The 21,684-nt window shown below is 43.9% G+C and carries 21 protein-coding genes, 2 tRNA genes and 1 pseudogene; 18 read left to right on the top strand and 6 right to left on the bottom strand.

Features of this window, described 5'->3' with window-relative positions; translation table 11 throughout:
* Positions 1 to 67 precede the first annotated feature (67 nt).
* From MSMTP_RS15230 to MSMTP_RS19470, 7 genes are all read left to right on the top strand, one after another.
* Positions 68 to 874, top strand: coding sequence for a translation initiation factor IF-2 subunit alpha (locus MSMTP_RS15230; protein ID WP_048181178.1), 807 nt, complete (start codon positions 68 to 70; stop codon positions 872 to 874).
* 6 nt (positions 875 to 880) lie between these two features.
* Positions 881 to 1,036, top strand: coding sequence for an RNA-protein complex protein Nop10 (locus MSMTP_RS18685; protein WP_082090655.1), 156 nt, complete (start codon positions 881 to 883; stop codon positions 1,034 to 1,036).
* A gap of 9 nt (positions 1,037 to 1,045) precedes the next feature.
* On the top strand, positions 1,046 to 1,816 hold the full coding sequence (locus tag MSMTP_RS15235; protein WP_048181180.1) for a proteasome assembly chaperone family protein: 771 nt from the start codon (positions 1,046 to 1,048) through the stop codon (positions 1,814 to 1,816).
* A 59-nt stretch (positions 1,817 to 1,875) separates the two neighbouring features.
* Positions 1,876 to 3,267, top strand: coding sequence for a TIGR00375 family protein (locus MSMTP_RS15240; protein WP_048181183.1), 1,392 nt, complete (start codon positions 1,876 to 1,878; stop codon positions 3,265 to 3,267).
* 68 nt (positions 3,268 to 3,335) lie between these two features.
* Positions 3,336 to 3,419: transfer RNA gene (locus MSMTP_RS15245), tRNA-Ser, on the top strand.
* 445 nt (positions 3,420 to 3,864) lie between these two features.
* A complete protein-coding gene (locus MSMTP_RS20410; protein WP_048181186.1) occupies positions 3,865 to 4,173 on the top strand; it encodes a DUF5658 family protein in 309 nt (102 codons plus the stop codon).
* 272 nt (positions 4,174 to 4,445) lie between these two features.
* Positions 4,446 to 4,601 carry a hypothetical protein gene (locus MSMTP_RS19470; RefSeq protein WP_156153862.1) on the top strand — a complete coding sequence of 52 codons (156 nt, stop codon included), beginning with the start codon at positions 4,446 to 4,448 and terminating at the stop codon, positions 4,599 to 4,601.
* A gap of 100 nt (positions 4,602 to 4,701) precedes the next feature.
* Here MSMTP_RS19470 and MSMTP_RS15255 read toward each other — a convergent pair whose 3' ends face one another.
* Positions 4,702 to 5,604 carry a hypothetical protein gene (locus tag MSMTP_RS15255; protein ID WP_048181188.1) on the bottom strand — a complete coding sequence of 301 codons (903 nt, stop codon included), beginning with the start codon at positions 5,602 to 5,604 and terminating at the stop codon, positions 4,702 to 4,704.
* 482 nt (positions 5,605 to 6,086) lie between these two features.
* Here MSMTP_RS15255 and MSMTP_RS15260 point away from each other — a divergent pair, with 482 nt between their 5' ends.
* The 5 genes from MSMTP_RS15260 to MSMTP_RS15285 all read left to right on the top strand — a co-directional run bounded on the left by MSMTP_RS15260 (position 6,087) and on the right by MSMTP_RS15285 (position 9,007).
* A complete protein-coding gene (locus MSMTP_RS15260; RefSeq protein ID WP_156153863.1) occupies positions 6,087 to 6,413 on the top strand; it encodes a hypothetical protein in 327 nt (108 codons plus the stop codon).
* A gap of 284 nt (positions 6,414 to 6,697) precedes the next feature.
* Positions 6,698 to 7,216: a pentapeptide repeat-containing protein gene (locus tag MSMTP_RS15265; protein ID WP_048181193.1), complete on the top strand. Its 519-nt coding sequence runs from the start codon at positions 6,698 to 6,700 to the stop codon at positions 7,214 to 7,216.
* Between the two features lie 125 nt (positions 7,217 to 7,341).
* Positions 7,342 to 7,689: a hypothetical protein gene (locus MSMTP_RS15270; RefSeq protein WP_048181195.1), complete on the top strand. Its 348-nt coding sequence runs from the start codon at positions 7,342 to 7,344 to the stop codon at positions 7,687 to 7,689.
* A 31-nt stretch (positions 7,690 to 7,720) separates the two neighbouring features.
* Complete coding sequence (locus tag MSMTP_RS19475) at positions 7,721 to 8,761, top strand: hypothetical protein (RefSeq protein WP_156153864.1); 1,041 nt, start codon at positions 7,721 to 7,723, stop codon at positions 8,759 to 8,761.
* Between the two features lie 27 nt (positions 8,762 to 8,788).
* A complete protein-coding gene (locus MSMTP_RS15285) occupies positions 8,789 to 9,007 on the top strand; it encodes a DUF3149 domain-containing protein (RefSeq protein WP_048181201.1) in 219 nt (72 codons plus the stop codon).
* A 313-nt stretch (positions 9,008 to 9,320) separates the two neighbouring features.
* Here the strand turns inward: MSMTP_RS15285 and MSMTP_RS15290 are convergent.
* Positions 9,321 to 9,394: transfer RNA gene (locus MSMTP_RS15290), tRNA-Val, on the bottom strand.
* A gap of 315 nt (positions 9,395 to 9,709) precedes the next feature.
* On the opposite strand from MSMTP_RS15290, the gene MSMTP_RS15295 reads away from it, so the two are divergent.
* Together MSMTP_RS15295 and MSMTP_RS15300 are read left to right on the top strand one after the other, a co-directional pair.
* Positions 9,710 to 10,474, top strand: coding sequence for an A24 family peptidase C-terminal domain-containing protein (locus tag MSMTP_RS15295; protein WP_048181204.1), 765 nt, complete (start codon positions 9,710 to 9,712; stop codon positions 10,472 to 10,474).
* 264 nt (positions 10,475 to 10,738) lie between these two features.
* Positions 10,739 to 11,224 carry a DNA-deoxyinosine glycosylase gene (locus MSMTP_RS15300; RefSeq protein WP_048181206.1) on the top strand — a complete coding sequence of 162 codons (486 nt, stop codon included), beginning with the start codon at positions 10,739 to 10,741 and terminating at the stop codon, positions 11,222 to 11,224.
* Between the two features lie 105 nt (positions 11,225 to 11,329).
* On the opposite strand, the gene MSMTP_RS15305 is transcribed toward MSMTP_RS15300, so the two are convergent.
* Both MSMTP_RS15305 and MSMTP_RS15310 read right to left on the bottom strand, forming a co-directional pair.
* Complete coding sequence (locus MSMTP_RS15305; protein WP_048181209.1) at positions 11,330 to 11,509, bottom strand: 4Fe-4S binding protein; 180 nt, start codon at positions 11,507 to 11,509, stop codon at positions 11,330 to 11,332.
* A gap of 219 nt (positions 11,510 to 11,728) precedes the next feature.
* Positions 11,729 to 13,660 carry an SWIM zinc finger domain-containing protein gene (locus MSMTP_RS15310; RefSeq protein WP_048181212.1) on the bottom strand — a complete coding sequence of 644 codons (1,932 nt, stop codon included), beginning with the start codon at positions 13,658 to 13,660 and terminating at the stop codon, positions 11,729 to 11,731.
* A gap of 254 nt (positions 13,661 to 13,914) precedes the next feature.
* Between MSMTP_RS15310 and MSMTP_RS15315 the strand changes: the two genes are divergently transcribed.
* Together MSMTP_RS15315 and MSMTP_RS20415 are read left to right on the top strand one after the other, a co-directional pair.
* Positions 13,915 to 16,743 (top strand): tetratricopeptide repeat protein, encoded by a 2,829-nt coding sequence (locus MSMTP_RS15315; RefSeq protein ID WP_048181213.1) that lies wholly within the window; start codon positions 13,915 to 13,917, stop codon positions 16,741 to 16,743.
* A gap of 259 nt (positions 16,744 to 17,002) precedes the next feature.
* Positions 17,003 to 19,755, top strand: a pseudogene (locus MSMTP_RS20415) (DEAD/DEAH box helicase family protein).
* 14 nt (positions 19,756 to 19,769) lie between these two features.
* Here MSMTP_RS20415 and MSMTP_RS15325 read toward each other — a convergent pair.
* Both MSMTP_RS15325 and MSMTP_RS15330 read right to left on the bottom strand, forming a co-directional pair.
* Entirely contained in the window at positions 19,770 to 20,030 is a 261-nt protein-coding gene (locus MSMTP_RS15325; protein ID WP_048183769.1) for a type II toxin-antitoxin system RelE/ParE family toxin, read from the bottom strand.
* Positions 20,031 to 20,035: 5 nt separating this feature from the next.
* Positions 20,036 to 20,275: a DUF2683 family protein gene (locus MSMTP_RS15330; protein ID WP_048181216.1), complete on the bottom strand. Its 240-nt coding sequence runs from the start codon at positions 20,273 to 20,275 to the stop codon at positions 20,036 to 20,038.
* 38 nt (positions 20,276 to 20,313) lie between these two features.
* Between MSMTP_RS15330 and MSMTP_RS20080 the strand changes: the two genes are divergently transcribed.
* Positions 20,314 to 20,496 carry a hypothetical protein gene (locus tag MSMTP_RS20080; protein ID WP_048181218.1) on the top strand — a complete coding sequence of 61 codons (183 nt, stop codon included), beginning with the start codon at positions 20,314 to 20,316 and terminating at the stop codon, positions 20,494 to 20,496.
* A gap of 593 nt (positions 20,497 to 21,089) precedes the next feature.
* Positions 21,090 to 21,461 (top strand): PRC-barrel domain-containing protein, encoded by a 372-nt coding sequence (locus tag MSMTP_RS15340; RefSeq protein WP_048181221.1) that lies wholly within the window; start codon positions 21,090 to 21,092, stop codon positions 21,459 to 21,461.
* Positions 21,462 to 21,684 lie beyond the last annotated feature (223 nt).

Below are 21,684 nucleotides of genomic sequence, written 5' to 3' on the forward strand. Positions count from 1 at the left end.
AAATCCAAAAAAGCATTTCACAGGATATGTATAAGAAAAGAAGCAGAACTCAGGAGAAGTGGTGCAAATGGGAAACGATAACTATCCCGAAATAGGAGAGTTCGTTGTCAGTACGGTAAAGCATGTAACTGATTTCGGGGCTTACGTCGAGCTTGAAGAATTCGAAGGTAAGGAAGGTTTCATCCACATCTCCGAAATCAAAGCAGGCTGGGTCAAGTATGTCAGGGACTACGTGAGGGAAGGGCAGAAGATCGTCTGCAAGGTCCTGAACGTTGACACAACCCGTGGACATATTGACCTTTCCTTAAAAGACGTGAACGAGCACCAGCGGCGGGCCAAAATTCAGGAATGGAAGAACGAGCAGAAAGCTGCCAAGTGGCTCCAGTTCGTGGCTGAAGAGACAAAAACCGATGAACAGACCCAGCGGGAACTGCACGAAAAGCTTGTTAGCGAGTTTGGAAGTGCGTATACCGCCTTCGAGGAAGCCGCAATTGAAGGCGAAAAAGCTTTCAAGGACCTTAAGATCAACAAAAGGGACCTTCAAAGCATTGTAAAAATCGCAGGGGAAAACATCAAACTGCCCTTCGTTGACATTGCAGGATATGTTGACCTGACCAACAACGAGATGGACGGCATAGAGCATATAAAAGAAGCTCTCCGTGCTGCGGATTCCATCAGTGAAGTGGATGGAAAAGACATCAGGCTCGAAGTAACCTATACCGGGGCTCCGAGATACAGGATCAAAGTGATTGCCCCCGATTATAAGAAGGCGGAATCGATCCTCAGGAAGTCCGCTCAGGCTGCCATCGATACCATCTCCGGGCTCGGAGGAACAGGGACCTTCAAGCGGCACATCGAATCCACAAAGGCGTGATGCCTTTTGGGACAAAAAATCCGCAAATGTAAAAACTGCGGCAAATATACTTTAAAAGAAAAATGTCCGGTCTGCGGGGAAGGAAGTGTACCCGCATTTCCGGCCCGCTTTTCACCACGGGACCCATATGGTAGGTTCCGCAGACTGGCAAAGAGAGGATAAGGGATTATTATGCAGAAAAGTATACTTATCCGCCTGAAAGAAGAATTTGAGCTTGAAAATCCTCTAATGGTAGTCGGGCTTCCGGGGGTAGGGCTTGTAGGCAAACTAGTAGCCGAACACCTGATAGACGAACTGAAAGCCGAAAAGGTCATGGAAGTCTACTCCCCTCATTTTCCACCCCAGGTGCTGGTAAACAATGACTCGACCGTCCGCCCCGTAAGTAACTCAATTTACCTCGGGAGGGCAAACGAAACAGATGTCCTGTTCCTTGTGGGAGACCACCAGAGCACGACTTCTCAGGGCCATTATGAGCTCTGTACCCTCTACCTGGACCTTGCGGAAGAACTCGGAGTAGGCAGGGTCTACACGCTTGGAGGCTACCCGACAGGCAAACTGACCTATGATGAAACAATCCTCGGAGTCACTAGCGCCCCGGAGCTGATTGAAGAACTCAAGGGCTACGGTGTGGATTTCAAAGAATCCGAACCAAGCGGAGGTATCGTGGGAGCATCCGGCCTGCTGGTTGCCTTCAGCCGGCTTCGGAATATTGAAGCTGCCTGCTTCATGGGTATGACTTCAGGGTACCTGATGGACCCGAAAAGTGCCCAGTCCCTTTTGAAGTTACTCTGCAAAATCCTCAATATCGAGGTAAACATGGAAAACCTTGAGAAAAAGGCAGAAGAGATGGAGATTATCGTCGAAAAACTCAAGGAAAAAGAAGAACAGCAGAAATTCCCGGAAGTGAAGCCACCGGAAGAAGACCTGCGTTACATAGGCTGAGTAAAAATAAGGCTAATGAAGCCATATCAGCCTGAAAAAATTGCAGGAAAGGTCCGGAAATGAAAGTCAATGCAGACCTCCACCTCCATTCCAGATACTCCATGGCTTGTTCCGAAAAGATGGAACTTCCGACCATCGCCCGGGAAGCCGCAAAAAAAGGGATGGAACTGATAGGCACAGGAGACTGCATTCACCCGAAATGGCTGGACGAGATAAAGAAAGCAGCTATTTCCGACGAAGAAATCCGGATCGAAAACACTTATTTTGTTCCAACAACCGAAATAGAGGACAACAGGCGAGTCCACCACCTCCTTATTTTACCTTCGATTTCAAAAGCTGAAGAGCTTGCGGAAGCAATGGCTCCCTTCGGAGACCTGGCAGTCGACGGCCGTCCAACGGTCAAACTGGGAGGCCTGGAAATCGCCGAAATCGCAAAAGAAATGGGAGCCCTTATCGGCCCCTGCCACGCCTTTACCCCCTGGACGGCTCTCTATGCTTACCACGACACCCTTGAAAGCTGCTACGGGGACATGACCGATTACATTTCTTTTCTTGAACTCGGCCTGAGTGCAGACAGCAGCTATGCCGACCGGATTTCCGAACTGCACAGGCTGACTTTCCTCTCAAACTCGGACGCCCACTCTCCCTGGACCAACAAACTTGCCCGGGAATTTACCCAGTTCGAAGTCCCGGAAATCACCTTCAACGGCCTGAAAAAAGCCATCCTCAGAGAAGAGGGCTACGGAGCCACCCTGAACGTAGGGCTTTTCCCCCAGGAAGGGAAATACAACAAGTCTGCCTGCATCAAATGCTTCACCCAGTATACCATTCCCGAAGCAGAAGCGCATTCCTGGCGCTGCCCCGAATGCAGAGGGACGATAAAGAAGGGAGTGTTCGACCGGGTAAACGAACTTGCCGACCTCGACGAACCCCGGCACCCGAACCACCGCCCACCTTACCTCCACCTGATCCCTCTTGCAGAAATAATCCAGATGTCCCTGGGGCACGCAAGCATCCAGACCAAAGGGGTAAAGACAGCCTGGAATACCCTGGTAGAGCGCTTCGGAAACGAAGTTGAAGCCCTTATCTACGCGGAACCCGAAGCCCTTGCTATTGTGGACAGGCGGGTGGAAAACGCAATCCTGGCTTTCAGGAACGGCGATGTAATCATCCACCCCGGCGGAGGCGGGCAGTACGGCTGGCTCGAGCTTCCAGAACACCTGAAAACAGAAAAGCCGGAGCCTAAAAAAAGAAGCGAAAAGGGCGGCAGGGAATCAGGAAAGACTGGTAAAAAAGAAAAAAAGGACACATCCAAAGACCCGAAGCAAGCATCCCTCTTCGACCTTAACCCCGGAGAAACGGAAAAAGAGGATGAGGGAGAAAAGGATGAGGAAAAAAAGGGAGAAGAAGCAGAAAAGCCTGCAGGTCAGAGATCACTTTTTGATTTTTAAGTGTCTGAGTCCGGTTTAGAATAAAGTATATAAGAGAGGAAGGATATTCACTAAATTCGCTTCAAATTGCCCAGGTAGTCTAGCGGTAGGGCGACGGTCTCGAAAACCGTTTCTTCTTTGGGAGAGCGCAGGTTCAAATCCTGCCCTGGGCGTAAATCCCTAAGTTAAAAGCCTATAAAGAACTATTTTGAAAAAACACTGTTTTATCCCTAAATCATTTTAAGTTTTTAATTTCTTTTATTGCAGTAACATATCGGACACATGCAACCCACTATTTTACTTCAACTTCAAATTAACTTCATTTTATAGAATGTTTTATCCCGAAAAAGTTTCTCTTTTTTAAACTTAGTGGAGAGGGGAAGAGAACTAAGCCTAAAAAGAAGTAAATAAGCCGAAAACGACCTTCTAAGGTCCTCCATCTTTATCCCCCATCTATCTTTCCGACCTTTACGGACCCTTACGGACCCTTATTAACCTATTTTAATACCTGGCAGATAAGAAGCTCAAAAACTCCAAAACATTATAAAAATAAAAAAACAATATTGATATTTTTAAAAATGGATATATAGTGTGAGAAATATTTATTTTTTGAGAAATATGAAGAAATTTATCACATATTCTCTGCCAGTAGTTACGTTTTTTGTTATAGGCGACTTCATAACTACATTAATTGCCATTGAATTTGGATATGTTGAAAGAAATCCCATCCTGTATGAGATAGTGGCAAACCCGGGTTTGTTCCTGTTAGTAAAGATGTCAATAATGCCCGTGTTTTTCTATCTTTACAAAACTTCTTCACCATTACTAAGAAAAGTATATACGGCAATTCCTACTTCAGCTGGAATTTTCCTCTGCCTTAATAATCTGTATTTCATTTTTAAGTCGATGTTTCAATTCTTCTTTTAAAGAATCTTGCACTTCTTCATTTTAATGTGGTGCTAACAATGCATATATTATATAGCATATAAAATATACCAAATTTATACAGGAAGTTTTGACGTAGAGATATTTTCGTTGTGTTGAGCTGGCCTCGGATCATTCAATACAACTTTTTCGGCAGACATTACAGATTTGGGATCAACCTTTAAGGGCCTTTCTTCTTCAGGCATCATAAACATCTTTAAGTGCAAAAACTCCCAATATAGGAGGAAAAAATAGAATCGGGGGCTCCAACAGCATTGAAATTAAATAAAAAAGTCGCAAAATACTTCGACCGTAAAGGTACGGGCGAGATTACCGTATACGATTTCATAATTCGTTTGCTGGGATATATCTCGTTTACCCTTGTGATTCTGGCAACTCTTGCATGGATTTATTACAATTACCTGATTTGAATTCCCTACTGGAGGTTCAGGCTTAAGGGGTCAGGCCTAGAATCCTTCCATGCAAAGAGTTCCATCGAGTTCCATCGAGTTCCATCCAGGTCTTAAAGGTTCACCAGACACTCGGGGAATACTCGAATTCGAATTCATCCACCTTCTCAGGCGGCAGCCCAAGGTTTCCGAACATTTCCCTGAAAACAGCCCTGTACTCTTCTTCAGGGATCTCCTTTCCGGCACTGAAGCGGTGCATTTTGATGTCCAGCCGGGCAAAGCCTTCACTGCTTATGTCAATGCTGTATTCGTTAAACTCCTCTTTAGTACTGATGGTAGCCTCGGGGACAAGGTAGGCGACATATCCAAGCCTTTCCCCGTTTCTTAAGAATTCCTCATCGTTCCACATGCCGGGATTGAAAACGGAATCCGTGCTGCTCTCGTTCAGGTAGGCATAGACTGCCGGGAAGTCAAGGGTTTCGTTTACTTCGATCCAGACCGAAAAACCGGTCTGGTTCTTAGCTTCATTCCGCAGTTCTTCCAGATATTCTTCCGAAGCAGCTTCATCAAGCCCTAACATAAGCCCTATCATATCAAGCATCCAGCGCTCGTCAGGGAATTCAGAAGGTTCCAGGGGTTTGGAAAAAGAGGCATGGCTCTGGTTTATGAAACCAAGGCTCGTTACGTTCTGATACCGGTTTACTTCAAGATACGTTCTTTTATCCGAATGGATTTCAACCCTGGATACAAGAAAATCAGTGTCAAACCTCCCGGCAACTTTTTCCACATTCCCGGGCTCGAACCCATTAGAGTCATCCATCCACCGGGTCCGAACCTCATATCCCTCATTTTCCGCATTTTCAAGCACCTCAACAAAATCCACAGGCCCGAGGTAGATATCGTCCGAATTATACGAGGCCATGTCCGAAGAAAATAAGAGCAGAGCAAACCCCCCGTAAAAGAACACGATGGAGATCACTACGAGCATTCCCAAAGTAAACAGTATTTTCGCATATTTATTCATTGAAACCCTTCTTTGAGACCTTTTTGAGATATTATCCAGCATTCACAAGTTTTGATTCGACAGATATGAGTATACATGGTTGAGATATAGAAGTTCCGTAAGTAGCAAGCCCGATTAATTAAATGCCGATCACAGGTGAATCAGGGACTGCAACCAAAAAATGCAACCAAAAAATGCAACCAAAAAATGCAACCAAAAAATGCAACCAAAAAATGCAACCAAAAAATGCAACCAAAAAATGCAACCAAGAAAAGAAGCTTAGCATTCTAACATCAAATCCCCGGTAACCATTAAAAGAAAAAAGCTAAAAGAAAATTAAAGACTAAAAGAAAAGTGGGCCCGCTGAGATTCGAACTACGACCCTCCACCGTGTGAATGTGTCTTATGATGTCGAAAATAGGCTCGTAAACTTATATGTATATTATGTGCTATTTTTTATATGGGCAGTTATGCTGCTTAAATTAAGTGGGGGAAGTGATAAGATGGCTGAGAAAAAACCTATCATCAGAGTGTATTTCGCCAAAATCAAGGAAGCATATTATAACCTATCTGAAGAGGAAAAGCAAGAGTTCATGCGTAAGGACCGCGAGCAAATGGACGAGCTCGGTATGAAACTCCTTATGATGATTGACTGCCGCTGGTCCAGTGAAGAGTGGGATTTTATCGGGATCGAGGAATGGCCAGGCATAGAAGCTCTTGAGGAGCGTGCCAGATTCGAAAGAGAAGAACTGGAAGCCTTCAGGTATGCTGAATCGAAGACTTATCTGGGTACCGGTACTTTTGGAATTGGCGAATATGGTATAGAATGAAAGCTAAGGCAATGGGGACCTGGGACATTTCCATAGTGTCTAATCTTACTCAAAGAGCTTGTTGGGCTTATTGAGCTTTTGAAGCAAGAAATATAAAATCGGCCATTGATAGACGCTATCCGTTGGAACAGATTGCCAGGGCTCTAGGCATGCCGAAAAAGGACACAAAAAGCGAAACGTAGTCATAACTTCGGAAATTTTGCTTTCCAGAATCCTGGAATCACGGTTTCATTTCCTCCATGTGAGAAGAAATCATATTAATACAGCAACAACATCTCTAAATCATGGAATACCAGAACGAAGAGTTTGAAGCGGAAACCTTTAAAGATATTGATCTTTCAGACGTATCTTTCAAAAATTCAAGGTTTATCGATTGTGATTTTGAAAACTGCAACTTATCAAACGTCGATCTGGATAACACAAAATTTCAGAATATAAGATTCAAGAGCTGCAAAATCCTGGGATTGGATTTTTCAAAATGTAATGACTTTATACTCGCTTTTGGATTTGAAGATTCTTTTCTTTCCCTGTCAGTATTTTCCGATATGAATTTAGAAAATACGGATTTTACCAATTGCCAGGTATATGACTGTGATTTTGTGAATACTAATCTTACAAATGCGAATTTTGAAAATTCCGATCTTAAGAACAGTCTCTTTGAAAATGCGAACCTTAGCTTTACATCGTTCAGGAATGCAAAAAATTACGATATAAATCCAAATAACAATTTTCTAAAAAAGACAATATTTTCTATCCCTGAAGTTATCTCCCTTTTAAATATCTATGACATTGTACTGGAATAAACCACGGTTTTAGCGTCTCATGGTGAAGATTTTCTAAAAAATATTACTTCAATGCTCTAATAAAATTTTTTGAAAACAAAATAGTATACAAATGCCAGGGATTAGAAATTAAAATATGTGATTAAATGGTAATTATTAGCTTCTTAACAGCATTGATTTTAACAATATTAATAGAAGAGACTGTTTCTTTTCTTCTTGGTTACAGAAATAAAAACACATTCTTAGTAGTCTCTTTAGTCAACGTAATAACAAATCCAATTGCAAATTTCATTGTAATGACAAACAATATTTTCAATATCATAAAGCCTGATATTTCACTGGTAATCATTCTTGAAGTCTTGATTGTTTACATTGAGTGGAAAATACTGGAATACGCTCTTCCAAATCAGGAAAAACAATCCTGTTTATTCCTTTCAATAATAATGAACCTCGCTTCTTTTTTAACAGGAATAATACTATTCGGCCTGCCATAGACTTATATATCAAAATCAATCAAAATAGCTTATGCCTTCTAACTTTACAAAAAATCTTGCAGTTTACGGATTATCTCACGCAGCAATCGATGCAAGTTGTGCTGCAGTGGCATTTTCATTATTATCTTCAAAATCAATAACTAATGAATACTTTATCCAGCTAGTCATCATGTATAATGTTATTGCTTTTGGCTCCCAGACTTTAGTCGGCCTTCTGGTAGATAAGTATAGGTGTCCAAAACTCTCAGCAATTTCCGGTTCTATTATAACAGCCTCGGCAATACCTGTCTCTTTTTTATCGTCCCTATACGCAATAATCCTTGCAGGCATCGGAAATGCCCTATTTCATGTAGGCGGCGGGATAATAAGTCTCAACCTGACAAAAAATAAGGCCTCAGCACCAGGGATATTTGTAGCTCCCGGAGCATTGGGACTTTTAATAGGAACGCTTTACGGAAAAAGCGGATCCTTTACAGCCTGGCCGTTGCTAATAATAATCGCTATTCTCTGTGCCCTCATGTATTATACGAAATATCCGGAAATAAATTACAAAACAGACGAGAAAATAAACACAAACTATTTTGAATCAATCATACTCTTGCTTCTAATGACAATCGTAGCAAGATCAGTAATCGGCTCAGTGGTCGTTTTGCCCTGGAAATCAGACCTCTTTCTATTAGTAACACTAACCTCAGGTATAGTCCTGGGAAAAGCTTTCGGTGGAATTATAGGAGATAAATACGGATGGCAAAAGGTAGGAGTCATATCTCTTTTAATATCTGCTCCACTACTCGCATTTGGAGCAGCAATACCGGAGGCAGCAATACTCGGAATTTTCCTCTTCAATTTTACAATGCCGATTACTCTGGTAGCAATCTCAAATACACTTCCAGGAAGACCAGGCTTCTCATTTGGCTTGACGACACTGGCCTTAATAATCGGAGTTCTCCCGACATACGCAGGCGCAGGCCGTTTCCTTTCACAAAGTCCTCCAGTATTCGCGGTAATCATCAGTTCAGCAATAGTCCTGTATTATGCACTATTTTTATATAGCAAAAAACCAAATGTCTAAAAAAGAAAAGAAAGTTGCAGGTAAAAAATGAATAAAGCAAATATTATCATAATATCATTGTGCCTAAGCGTATCCATTTTACCTTCAGTAGTTCGTGCAGATATGATTTTTCCAGGGGCTACTGCTGCCTTACTATTGATTATTATAGCACCTATAATTGGAATAATTGCCCTAATTGCCTGGCTGGTGATTAGAAAAATTAAAAAAGATTCTGATTCCAAAAGAGAGCCAGAAATCAAAGCCTAATGCCACAGAAATAATTTTTCAAGAATACTGGTTATATTCAGAGGAACAATAGTTTGAATTGTAATTATACTTCTTGTTTTAGTATCAAGAATATTTTCTCTGAGTTATATTTCCTTCTCAGTCAACCGGAAAATTAATTCCTGTTTTAAAAAGATTAGGTCGTGTCATCTAAATGTGGAAATTGTTTGAATTTTAAGACGGTCTCTTAGAGAATTAAATCAATTCATTAATCCGATCTTGAAGCAAGAATCGAAGCATTAGAAAAAGAAGTATGTAAAATCTCTAAATCCGAAAAGAATGAAGATAAAAGTAGTGGGCCCGCTGAGATTCGAACTCAGGACCTCCGCCGTGTGAAGGCGACGTCATAACCGACTAGACCACGAGCCCATGGTGTATAAGGAAACCCCTAAGGGTTGAGCAACCATAAAATAGAACTTCTTACGTATAAGCTTATCGCCTGCTTGTCGGTTTCGAGCTTTCCCTGACCGGTTATACTGCTCTTTTATAGCGAAGCCGGATTTCTTGCGAGTTCTCTCTTTTTCCAGGTCTTCCGGCCCAGCCAGACCGCAGGTTATATAACCGTTCTTTGATATCTTTACAGTGGCAATATCATTACACTGATATTTTACTTTACATGGCATAAATTTTCCTTTATACGATAAATTTCCCTTTATACGGCAAAAAAGCTTCATCCCGGTTTACATGATCGAAATACTGAAAATCCTCTTCTGCATGCCCTTTTTGCTCTACTCATGCTATTCCGACCTGAAGGCCCGCCGGGTCTCAAATAAGGTCTGGAAATACATGCTAGCCTCGGGCTCGGTTTTTGTCCTCTATGAACTTGCTATGGGAGGGGTTCCCCATCTCAAAGCCCTTCTCATTTCCGGGATAATCGTATTTGTTATCGTCTACATCCTTTTCCAGTTCGGGGCTTTCGGAGGCGGGGATGCAAAAGGGTTGATCGTGCTTTCCATTCTCCTTCCCACTTACCCGGTCTTCCGGCTGGGAGGGGAATTTTATCCCCTGCTCGGCCTTCCTCCTATCGGGCTTTTCACATTCACGGTGCTCGGAAACGCCCTGCTCCTCACAATCATCGTACCCCTGGGGATGTTCTGCTACAACCTTCTGCACTTTTCGCCTGAGATGCTGAAAAAGCCCCTCTACATGTTCATAGGGTACAGGACCGCGATTTCTTCCCTGAAATATAAAGAGCATCTCGGCCTGCTCGAGAAGTTTGAGATGAATGAAGCCGGAGAATTGAAAAGGAGCTTTGCCAGGGCAGGGCTTAACTTCGATGCAAACCTGAAGCCCGAACTTGAAGAATACGTAAAAAAAGGTTTGATTGGAAACGAGGTTTGGGTGACCCCAGGTCTTCCGTTCATGCTTTCGATTACTGCAGGTTTTGTTGCCGCAGTTGTGTTCGGAGACCTCCTGTTTTACATAATCATGCGCTTGATGCTTGAGTGAACACCTGTCTCAGGCATTGCAGTGACGGAAAAACAATTCTATCAGGCATTGCAGTGACGGAAAAACACTTATATCAGGCATTGCAGTAACGGACACTTTTAGTTGACCGACACTTTTCTGTGGTTATCTCGGCACCCTTCACAGTCACCCATATATACTTCTTTGCTATCCATATACCCTTTATACGAGTCATTCCAATACCTATTTTTTGTCTGTTTTTGTTCCCAAAGCTTGAAATAGCCTTAAAACAGCCTTTCAGAAGCTATGAAAAAAAGAGGCTTTTCCCCCGTCCTGAATGAAAATACCGATATTCTGGTGCTTGGCTCCCTCCCGAGTGATGAGTCCATCAGAAAACAGCAGTACTACGGAAACCCGGGCAATGACTTCTGGAGGCTGCTCGGCGGAGCACTTGGAGTAAACCTGCAGGAAATGGACTATGAAAGGCGGCTTGATATCCTGAAAATGCACGGGATTGGTTTATGGGACGTATTCAAAGCCGGCCATCGGGAAGGAAGCCTTGATACGGGGATCGGGGAGGAAGAAATAAACGATTTTTCAAAACTGAAGGAACTGGTTCCGGAGCTCAGGCTGGTCTGTTTCAACGGCAAAAAAGCGGGAGAATACGAGTCCTTGCTCAGGAAAATGGGTTATGAGACAAAAGTTCTCCCCTCCTCAAGCGGGGCAAACCGGAGGTATTCGAAAAAGAGGGTGCAGGAGTGGGAAGCTGTTTTCAAGCGCGGCACTGAGTGATAATGAGTGGTAAAGAAAAATAAAAATCAATGACGGGCACTAAAGGGTACTAAAAAGCAATACAGGGCAGCAGCGTCTTTACATTCTTATTTTTGGGCGGCTTACTTATTCGACCTTAATAGCTTCTGAAGTGCAGGTCTCTTCACAGGCCCCACATTCCACGCATTCCTCTTCGTCCACGACGGCAACGCCCTCTTCCTCGTCAAGAGTAATTGCTTCTACAGGGCACTCTTCCACACATGTTCTACAGCCGGTACATTCTTCTTTGTTGACTTTTGCTGGCATGAGGTTTAACTCCTTTGTTCCGTTAAGGATTGATAATATCTAATTTATTTATCACCATTTATATATTTGGGTGGAGAGCTTAATTATAGCTTTCTGAATGCTGAGGGATCATTCTCCTGGAGCTAATGTTCTTTTGTTCCTTCTGAAAGTTTCTCTCCCTATTTTGCTCCGGCGTGTTTTTCTTTATCTCTGCGGGTGGGAAATTCTTCCATAAGCTACTCATTTGTCAATGATCCTATCTCTTTCCAGCATATCAAGAATTGCAAGCAGACTTCTTTTGAGCCTATTCTTTTCCCTGATCTCTCTGAGATAAGACTCCCATTCGGCTTTTTGTCCCCTGGCTTCCATAGCATTCCTGACCATCCGGAGATAGATGGAAGCCGATTCGTATGCATCTGTCTTTTTTCTGTCTATAAGTTCCTCTGCAATATTTTTCCAGATATCGATCGCAATTTCCGGATATTTATCCTGTACGGCGCGGGCAATTCTAGCTCGTCGGGTAAAATACCTGTCATGCCTGTTTTGTCCCCTCTTCTCCCTTATTTTCAGCTCTTTGTACCACCTGGCCACTTCATCAGGATTTTCTTCTTCGACGGCTATGTCGATCAGGAGTTCAAGGGCAGGTGCATCAATTTTCCAGAACGAATCCCTGTCCGTCAGACCTGTCTTTGGAAGGATGCCAGGCAGGCTTGAGGGCTCTTCACCGGGTCCGGGCCTGTCTGCGGGCAGGTTTCCGCTTTCCAGGTAGGCATAGACAGCTTCCCTGACTTCTTTCCAGACCCCTGCTTTTTTTGCTACATCCCGCAGATCTGTGTAAAATTGCAGTGAAGGGTACCTGAAAAACTCTTCGGCTCGCAGGGCTGTTGAATATAGCCAGTTCTCTTCTTTTTCCTTGATATCAAGGAGAATCCGGAAGAGTTCAATGGCTGTTCCAGGGTCCGATTTTCTGGTTTCTTTTATTTCCCGGTAGAGCCGGTCTTCTGCCTTTTCTTTTTGCCCTGCGGCAAGCAGCACTTTAACCAGCTGGACGCTGCTCCATTCCTCTCCAGCTTCTGCTTCCTCTTCGCAAAGGGATATTGCTTCTTCATAATTTCCAGCTTTTTCCAGGGCAAAGGCCCTCCGTTCAGCAAGCTGGTCCCGGCCCCAGCCGGAATATGATAGATTTTCCCCGCTGTCGATCGCATCCAGCTTTTCTTTAAGGACTTTGGAAAAGTGGCTCCACTCCGAGGCAGAGAAATCCGAATTCCAGAAGTTTTTTCCGTCAAAAATCCCGTATTCATCTTTTAATTCAAAGTCCAGGACCCTGAGCATTCTTTCGTGGGCCGGGCTTTCGGACTGCAGGAGGGCTTTGATTACCACTTTCATGCAGTTGCCAATGTCCATGCCGAAATCCCCCTCTTCATCATAAGGGGCTATTTCTTCATACCCTTCCAAAATTTGCATCCCTATATCCGCAACCTCCTCCGCATGTCCGGCTTCAAGGAGGCTTTCCAGCCGATTCCGCATATCCGAAAAATCAGGGAGTGGAGATTCGTAATCCCTGTAGTCATAGTTTCTGGCTTCCTCCCAGAGCTTTTCCAGTTCGGAGTAAATGCCCCCTATCGTCTCCTCCGTATCCCCCGACGCAAGCTTCAGCATGTCCCACAGGTGTTTGGAAAGCAGGGAATCCCTATCTGATAAATTCATCAAAAGGTCAATAAGTTCCTCTTTTTCCATCTGGTCCAGGTACTCCCGCAGATCTTTTCGGAAAAACTGATACGTATCCAGGGGCTCCCAGCCTTTCAAGGCAGTTTCCTGTCTGGCCATTATAAGCAGCGTGTCCCCTTCGGCAACAATGGGGATTTCCTCACCCATCTCTACGAGTTCAAGGTATTCAAGCACAGCTGCAACCCCGTGTTTGCAGTCATGTTCAACCGGACAGGTGCAGGTGGAACTCAGTTTCCCGTTTTCCAGGGAAACTTCCGTGAAATATGCTTTCGTCCCCTGAACCCGGGCGACAAGCCCTCCCTCAAGAGTGCGTTTTATCTCTTCTACCCGCCCTTCATCCTGGTACTTCATTCCTTTCGCAGTGGCTTTATCTCCTGCCCAGGTCTGGAAGTCGCTCCATTTGAGGGCCTGGAACGGGTTGGAGGTTTCGCTTTCCGATGGCATAGTAAGGTATTTCCATCTATATTATAAAAAGAGCATCTGGTAGGGATAACTGGCCAGGTTTCGGCGTTTTTCCGGTGAATTTTCAAAGTGCCTGCCGAACACTTTCCTGTCTGAGCTTTCTCGAATACGGGAATTCGATACTGTTTTAATATATGTAGTTCCATATACCCTTTATATTCTTTGATCTTGTTATCTGTCAGGTTTGTTCACATGGTGACAACATTTAATTGTCAAAATTTAAGGGAGGGGTAAGAATGAATTTCATCTCTGTACTGACCTCGAAGGCAAGAGAAGATATGCATTTGCGCATTACGCTAATTAATGGTGAAACTATAGAAGGGGATGTCATTGACATTAACAACGAGGGCGTACTCGTCATAAACAATAATGTATTGTCGGGCATTTCTTTCAAGATGATCGGGGTATGGCAATTAGGCCTTAAAAATACTAATAAGCCCACTGATCCCCTCACTCCGAAAGTAGCTCCCATTTACGCTGAGAAGGAGGAAAATGATTCATGTCTGTCTGAAGGTCTACATGAAGATTTACATGAAAATCTACATGAGAGTCTGCCTGAGGATCTGCCTGAAGATCTGCTTGAAGATGACGTTGAAGTTTTCCTGGCCGGGTTTTCCCCGAGGAATGCAGTTCTTTCTGACATAGAACCAAATAAGCACGTTCCCACACCACCTGATTTTCTCCATAAGGAGGAGAAGGATTCCGATAGGAATATGTGGGATAGCATTCTAAGCCATTATCAGAACGCTGAGGTAAATAACAACCCGGAAAATATGGAATTTTTATCTGAAGAAATGATTTTTCTGGGGAGCAAATACCCGGGGTCAGGGGTCTTTTACTATAACGCTGCCTGTTTTAAGTTGAAGTGCTGCAACTATCCCGATGCGGGCCAATTGTTTGAGAGAGCGTTTAAGCTCGATAAAAAAAGTGAGTCTCTTTATAACGCTGCTTTCGCCTACCTTCACGAAGAAAACAAGCCGAAAGCCCTTGTCAGTCTTGGGATATATTTCTGCATTGAGAACCCCCTCTCGGACATAAAAATGTGGTATAAATTCTGTGATATTGTCAAAGAGACCGGGGACTACTATGTTTTCAAAAATGTCCTGCATGAGGTTTCAATCAAATTCTGCTCTCCTGAAGAAGAATCAGCCGATTTGTTGAAGCTGCTGCTCCAGTCGGTTGTTTATGTATTTAAGGACGTAAATATTTTACAGGAGAAACTGATCCCCCTCCTTCGCTTAGTTAAAAACAACAACTGGGACCCGGGCTGCGAGCAGGTTAAACTATATATAGATCTTTTTGATGAATTAACGGACGTTCCCGGCTTATGTAAGGTCAATGATTCTTTTGATCGGATGGCACTGTTCTTGAACTGCGAAGAGGGAGGGTGTGGTTCGGTTTTCGGGCCCGAGCTTAATGCAGGGGATGGTATGGGGAATGGATGCGCAAATCCCGAGAACCTTGAACCTCCCCTTGAAATGTACGTTTCTCCCGCAGGTCTCCGGGTTCCGGGCTTTATGACTCCGGATAACCCTGAGTTTGCAATTAAAGGAAGCTTTGAGTTTGCAAATAAGGGGAGCCCGGAGGGTTCAAACGAGGAAGGTACGGAGTGTCCGGGCAAGGATGAAGATGGAATTTCATTATCGGAACATTACTCTACAGGCCTGAAGTGCGGGCATATTTACCGGACGATTCCTCCGGGCAGGTATGGTTTCCTGAGAGACGGGGACGGAAGGGAATATCATTTCAAATACGAGGACGTTTTGGGGAACGCGGGGTATATTGACAGTGCTACCGAGGACAACCAGTTTCCCGTATTATTCAAATCCAGAGCCAGTACCCTGGAAGATGTGGCTACTCCCAACACGGCTTATATCGTCTTTTCCCCTGAATTACTGGATAACATAATTTCTCTGGCCAGGCAATTTTCCCGGGAAAAGGATTACCCTCATGCAATCCTCGAATTAAAAACCGTACTTGATTATGATCCTGATAACTTCGAAGCCGGAAATTTGAAAGAGAGGTGGGAGAAGTTATACGAAGAAAAGTACATGACAAATCTTGACAAAAACAAAATTAATTTTGAACCTAAAAATGAGGCTGAATGGAGGCATAAAGCCGATCTGATGCTTAAATTGGGCATGTGTGAAGAAGCTCTGGATGCCTTTAATCATGCCAGGTCCGGGATGTCGAGTTCTCTTTACGGGCAGGGTATTGCATACCTGAAAACGGGATCATATGCTGAATCCGTTGAATGTTTTAAAAAGGTCCTTGTAAAAAATCCCCTGCATTACCATGCCAGTTATGCGAGGGGGCTTGCGTACCAGCGCCAGGGGATGTATGAAAGTGCCCTGGAAGATTTCAATGAGGTTATAAGGCTCCGGCCTGACTATCAGGATGCCTGGAAACAAAAGGCATTTGTACTGGACCAGCTGGAAAAATTTGAGGAATCCATAGGGGCATATGATATGAGTCTGGCCCTGGTCCCCACGGACTGGACGGCCCTTTCCAGAATGAGTTCGGTCCTTACCAAACAGAACCGGCTCTCTGAAGCAATGGAATGTGTAGAGGAAGCTTTAAGGCACGTCCCTGACAACCCGGATTCCCTTTTTGCAAAGGGGTATATCTTCCAGAAAGAAGGTAAACTCGATAATGCCCTGGAATGGATCGAAAAGAGCCTTGAATATAATCCGGGCAATGTAAAAGCCCTTACCAAAAAAGCGTATATCCTTGCAAAATTAGGGAGCCACGATGCTGCAGTCGATGCAATTGAAAAAGCCATCCACCTGAACATGAATAACCCCAAGACCTGGTATTACCGGGGGGTCATTTTCCATTATTCGGGGGATTATGAAAAAGCAGTTTCTTCATACCTTTGCTCTCTCGAGCTCAAGCCCGGGGTGAAACGGGTAATCTCCTGTAAAGAAAGAGCTGAAAAGGACCTGGCTCTTTCCCTGAAATTGGTTCAGGAGGCAAATGAGGAAAAAGCCTCCCCTTTGAATTCAAGTCCCGAATTAGACGAAATTGTCTCACAATTCAATAAAATTCATTCTCACAGCAGCTAATAAATTGCGGAAAGTTGTTATTTTATTGAGATTCCTGCATGGGTTTCTTGTTTAAAAAGGTGTTCTGGCTGTCGATATTGCTTCACATTATAAAGACTGCGAGATATGCCCTTGCGTAATAAAGTTCAAAGCGCAGTTAATATGGAAAACTATTTGTATTAATTGTGAATCCTCACTTTGTTTATAATTATAGGGTGACCGCCTCGACAGCTCAGTCCGGGAAAAGAAGGATGAACACGAATCTGATGGGTAAAGACATATGAGTAATAACCAGAATCCGGAGCAGAAAGCCAGAAATAACATCGATAGAAAACTAAATGATTCTGGCTGGATAGTGCAGGAAAAGACCAGGGTCGATTGGAGTGCTTCCAGGGGCATTGCAGTTAAGGAATACCTGACTGATGTGGGCCCGGCTGACTATGTACTCTTTGTTGATAAAAAGCCTGTTGGAATTATTGAGGCAAAAAGGGACGAGGAAGGCCACCGGTTAACCGTTGTTGAGGAACAATCCTCCGACTACGCTACAAGCAAGCTAAAGTACCTGAACAATGACCCTCTTCCTTTTGTGTACGAAAGTACCGGGGAACTTACCCGATTCACAGACTTCCGTGACCCAAAACCAAGGTCCAGACCTGTTTTTTCATTTCTCCGTCCCGAGACTTTTGAGGATTGTCTCAAAAAGAAACCTTTGAGGGAAAGGTTTCTGGATATACCCGGATTGCGCACCTATGGGCTTCGGGACTGCCAGATTACCGCCATCTCAAACCTTGAAAAATCCTTTAAGGATAACCGCCCGAGGGCTCTGGTCCAGATGGCAACAGGTTCCGGAAAAACCTATACTGCTATAACCTTCATCTACCGCTTACTAAAATTTGCGGATGCCAGAAAGGTCCTGTTCCTTGTCGATACAAAAAACCTGGGGGAACAGGCAGAGCAGGAATTCATGGCTTAAGTGCCCAATGATGATAACCGCAAATTTACCGAACTGTACAATGTGCAGCGCCTGCGTTCCAGTTATATCTCCTCAGACAGCCAGGTCTGCATTTCCACAATCCAGCGGCTTTACTCTATTCTGAAAGATGAGGAGCTGGACGAAAAAACCGAGGAAGAAAACCCGGCTGAGAAAGGGTGGCAGCCAAAGGAACCGCTTCCTGTTGTGTATAATGAGAAGGTTCCCCTTGAAGAGTTTGATTTTGTGGTCATAGATGAGTGCCACCGCTCCATATACAACCTGTGGCAGCAGGTCCTGGACTATTTCGATGCTTTTTTGATAGGCCTGACAGCCACACCCGATAAACGCACATTCGCGTTTTTCAATGAGAACGTGGTGAGCGAGTACAGCCATGAGGAAGCAGTGGCATACGGCGTGAATGTGGGCTATGATGTCTACACCATAGAGACCGAAATCACCAAAAACGGGGCAAAAATAAATGCGCGGGAGTTTGTGGACAAAAGGGAGAAACTTACCCGCAAAAAACGCTGGGAACAACTGGACGAAGCTGTTACCTATACTTCCAGGAAGCTGGACAAAGACGTGGTCAATCCCAGCCAGATCCGGCACGTCATACGGACCTTCAATGAAAAGCTCCCCGAGATCTTCCCCGGCAGAACGGAAGTTCCAAAAACCCTGGTCTTTGCCAAGAACGACAGCCATGCCGATGATATCATCAATATACTGCGGGAAGAGTTCAACGAAGGCAACGCCTTTTGCAAGAAAGTGACCTACAAAGCGGAAGAAGACCAAAAATCGGTGCTGTCAGATTTCCGCAATGCTTACAATCCCAGAATAGCGGTTACGGTGGACATGATTGCCACGGGCACGGACGTTAAGCCCCTTGAGTGCCTGCTCTTCATGAGGGACGTTAAGAGCCAGAATTATTTTGAGCAGATGAAAGGCCGGGGTACACGGACCCTGGGCTTCGATGACCTGCAAAAGGTGACAACCTCGGCTGTTTCTGCAAAGACGCATTTTGTAATTGTGGATGCCGTGGGGTTACAAAAACCCTGAAGACCGACAGTAGGCCTCTGGAACGCAAAAGGAATGTTTCGCTGAAAGACCTGCTGGCAGCAGTAACCTTTGGCGGCCGGGACGAAGACCTTTATGTTTCCCTGGCGAACCGCCTGGCAAGGCTGAACAGGCAGATCACCGAGGACGAAAGAGCCACTTTTGCCGAGAAAGCCGGCGGAAAAACGATCAACCAGACCGTTAAGGACCTGCTCAGTGCATATAACCCTGATATCATTGATTCCAAAGCAGTTGAAATTAAACAACGCCAACCGGAAATTCAGGAAGCCGATTCAAAGAAAAAGGCACAGGAAAACCTGATTGATCTTGCAAGGTCCACTTTTTCCGGCGAGCTGAACGAGTATATCGAAAATGTCCGCAGGGTCCATGAGCAGATAATCGATACCGTGAACACCGACACCGTTCTCAGAGCCGAATGGGACAAAGACGCCGTTGCAAAGGCAGACGAATTGATCATTGACTTTAAGGCATATATGGAAGCCAACAGAGACGAACTCACAGCCCTGGGAATCTTCTACAACCAGCCCTACCAGCGCAGGGAAATCACCTTCACGATGCTAAAAGAAGTCCTGGAAAAGCTGAAACTCGAAAAACCTCATTTCGCCCCCTTCAGGGTCTGGCAGGCTTACGAGCAGCTGGAAAAGGTAAACGGCAACTCCCCCAAAAACGAACTCACAGCCCTGGTTTCCCTGATCCGCAGAATAACCGAGATTGACCCTGTTCTCACAGCCTACGACCAGACCGTAAACCGAAACTTCCAGGACTGGGTATTCAAAAAACAGGCAGGAACCCTGAAATTCAATGACGACCAGATGAACTGGCTCCGAATGATAAAAGATTATGTTGCAAACAGTTTCCACCTGGAAATAGATGACCTTGATTACACTCCCTTTGATGCCCCTGGCGGGCGGGGTAGAATGTACCAGCTTTTCGGGGACGAGATGAATTTGCTTATCAGTGAATTGAATGAGGCACTGGCGGCGTAAGCAAAAATCGGAAATTAGTAAATATTATCGTGATGAGCGTAATCTTCGAGTGTTACGGTCTTTACTTCCTCATCAACAGAAAAAACCAGAACAAAATGTTTGTCAATGTGCACTCTTTTGAGATGGTTCATCGGAGCTCTTAAATTTTTGTATCTATGTGGGTCCTGGATTATCTCATCAGCTTTATTTAATATAATTTCAAGTTGTTTCTTATTCTTTTTTGCTAACTTTTCAAATTTGTAATCAAGCTCCGCTCTGATTTTTAAATTATACATGAAAATCAAAGCCCATATCGTTTTCTCAAGTTTTCAACTGTGCCTACTTCTATCGCTTCAGTTTTTTCTATTTCTTTCAATTTTTCAACGTACTCAGGTCTTAACTCTGGCTCCAAAACCACGTCTTCATACTCTTCAGCCATTTTAATAATGGCTGCACTTTTATCTTTTAACCCGTACTTTGCTTTAACTATGTTCAGAATTCTGTTTGTGTGGTCATCGATGTTAATAATAGCTTTTACCATAATATCATATTAATATGGTATTAATACGATATTAATATATGTCGTTCCTTTTTGATACTGCAAGGTCCACTTTTTCCGGCGAGCTGAATGAGTACATCGAAAACGTCCGCAGAGCCCATGAAAAGATAATCGATACCGTGAACACGGACACTGTGCTTACACCCCCTTCGATGCTCCTGGCGGGTGCGGCAGAATGTACCAGCTTTTCGGGGACGAGATGAATGCGGTTATTGGTGAATTGAATGAGGCGCTTGCGGCGTGAGTTCGGAGAAAAGTTCGGAGAAAACTGTGGTGAAACTGTGGTGAAAAGTGGGGTGAAAAGTGGGGTGAAAAGTTGGGAGAAAATAATCGGATAAAAGCAAAAAAATAAGCAGCTTGCGGTGGAATATTTATCATAAAAGAGGAGAATCGGTTGAGAGATAAGTTGGGAGAAAGGTTGGGAGAAAGGTTGGGAGAAAAGTTGGGAGAAAAGTTGGGAGAAAAGCAAAAAAATAAGTATCTTGCGGTGGAAAATTGATCCTAAAAGAGGAGAATAGGTTGGGAGATAAGTTGGGAGAATAGGTTGGAAGAAAAGTGGGGTGAAAAGTGGGGTGAAAACCAGCATCCTGGGGAAATTCATAGACTTTCTTTTTCTCACCGTTTTCAGTACTGGTGGACACGACCTCAATTACGTCAGGAATGTATATTATTAATGAATTGTTATTATTAATGGGGCGGTTTATGATGGGCAGGCTGAGAGCATAGAACGCTTCTCTGTACTTTTGGAAGAGATAAATAGAGACTATAAGTGAATAATATATTCGGAGTGAGGTGTATGGGAATCGATGAAGAAATACAAGTTCCAAGGCACAGGACTTTTGTGGCGGCAACGGAAATAAAAGGATCTAAGATCCTTACTGTTAAAGATGAAGAACTCGGAACGATTAAAGAAGTCATGATAGACTCCGAACGGGGAAGAATCGCATACGTAGTATTTGCTTGTGATTGTTTTCTTGGTATGAAGTGTAAATACTTTGCCATTCCCTGGGGGGTTCTTGAAGCAAATCGAGGTGCTTATATCCTTAATGTTGATAAGGGAGCATTCGAAACGGCAGAAGGCCTGGATAAAGATGTGTGGTCTTTAAATCATAATGATCTGGTTAAAGTGTATGAACAGTATAATCTTCAACCTTACTGGGAAATTTAAAAGCTCATTTTCGGACGATGATATGAGAATTGTTGTTTCCGATCCGATTTTCTTACCGAAGAATACAGGAAAGATTTGAGGTTCCCGGGAACCTTACTATTTTTGAGGACATGCCCTTTTCCCTTGAATAATTTATTTCAGTCGAATTTATGGGCCTTATTTCCTTAAAGAACATGCTTTATCTCATTTAATTCTAAATGAGGTGCATATGGTGGCTTTTTAG

Source organism: Methanosarcina sp. MTP4 (assembly GCF_000970045.1).
GTDB lineage: Archaea > Halobacteriota > Methanosarcinia > Methanosarcinales > Methanosarcinaceae > MTP4.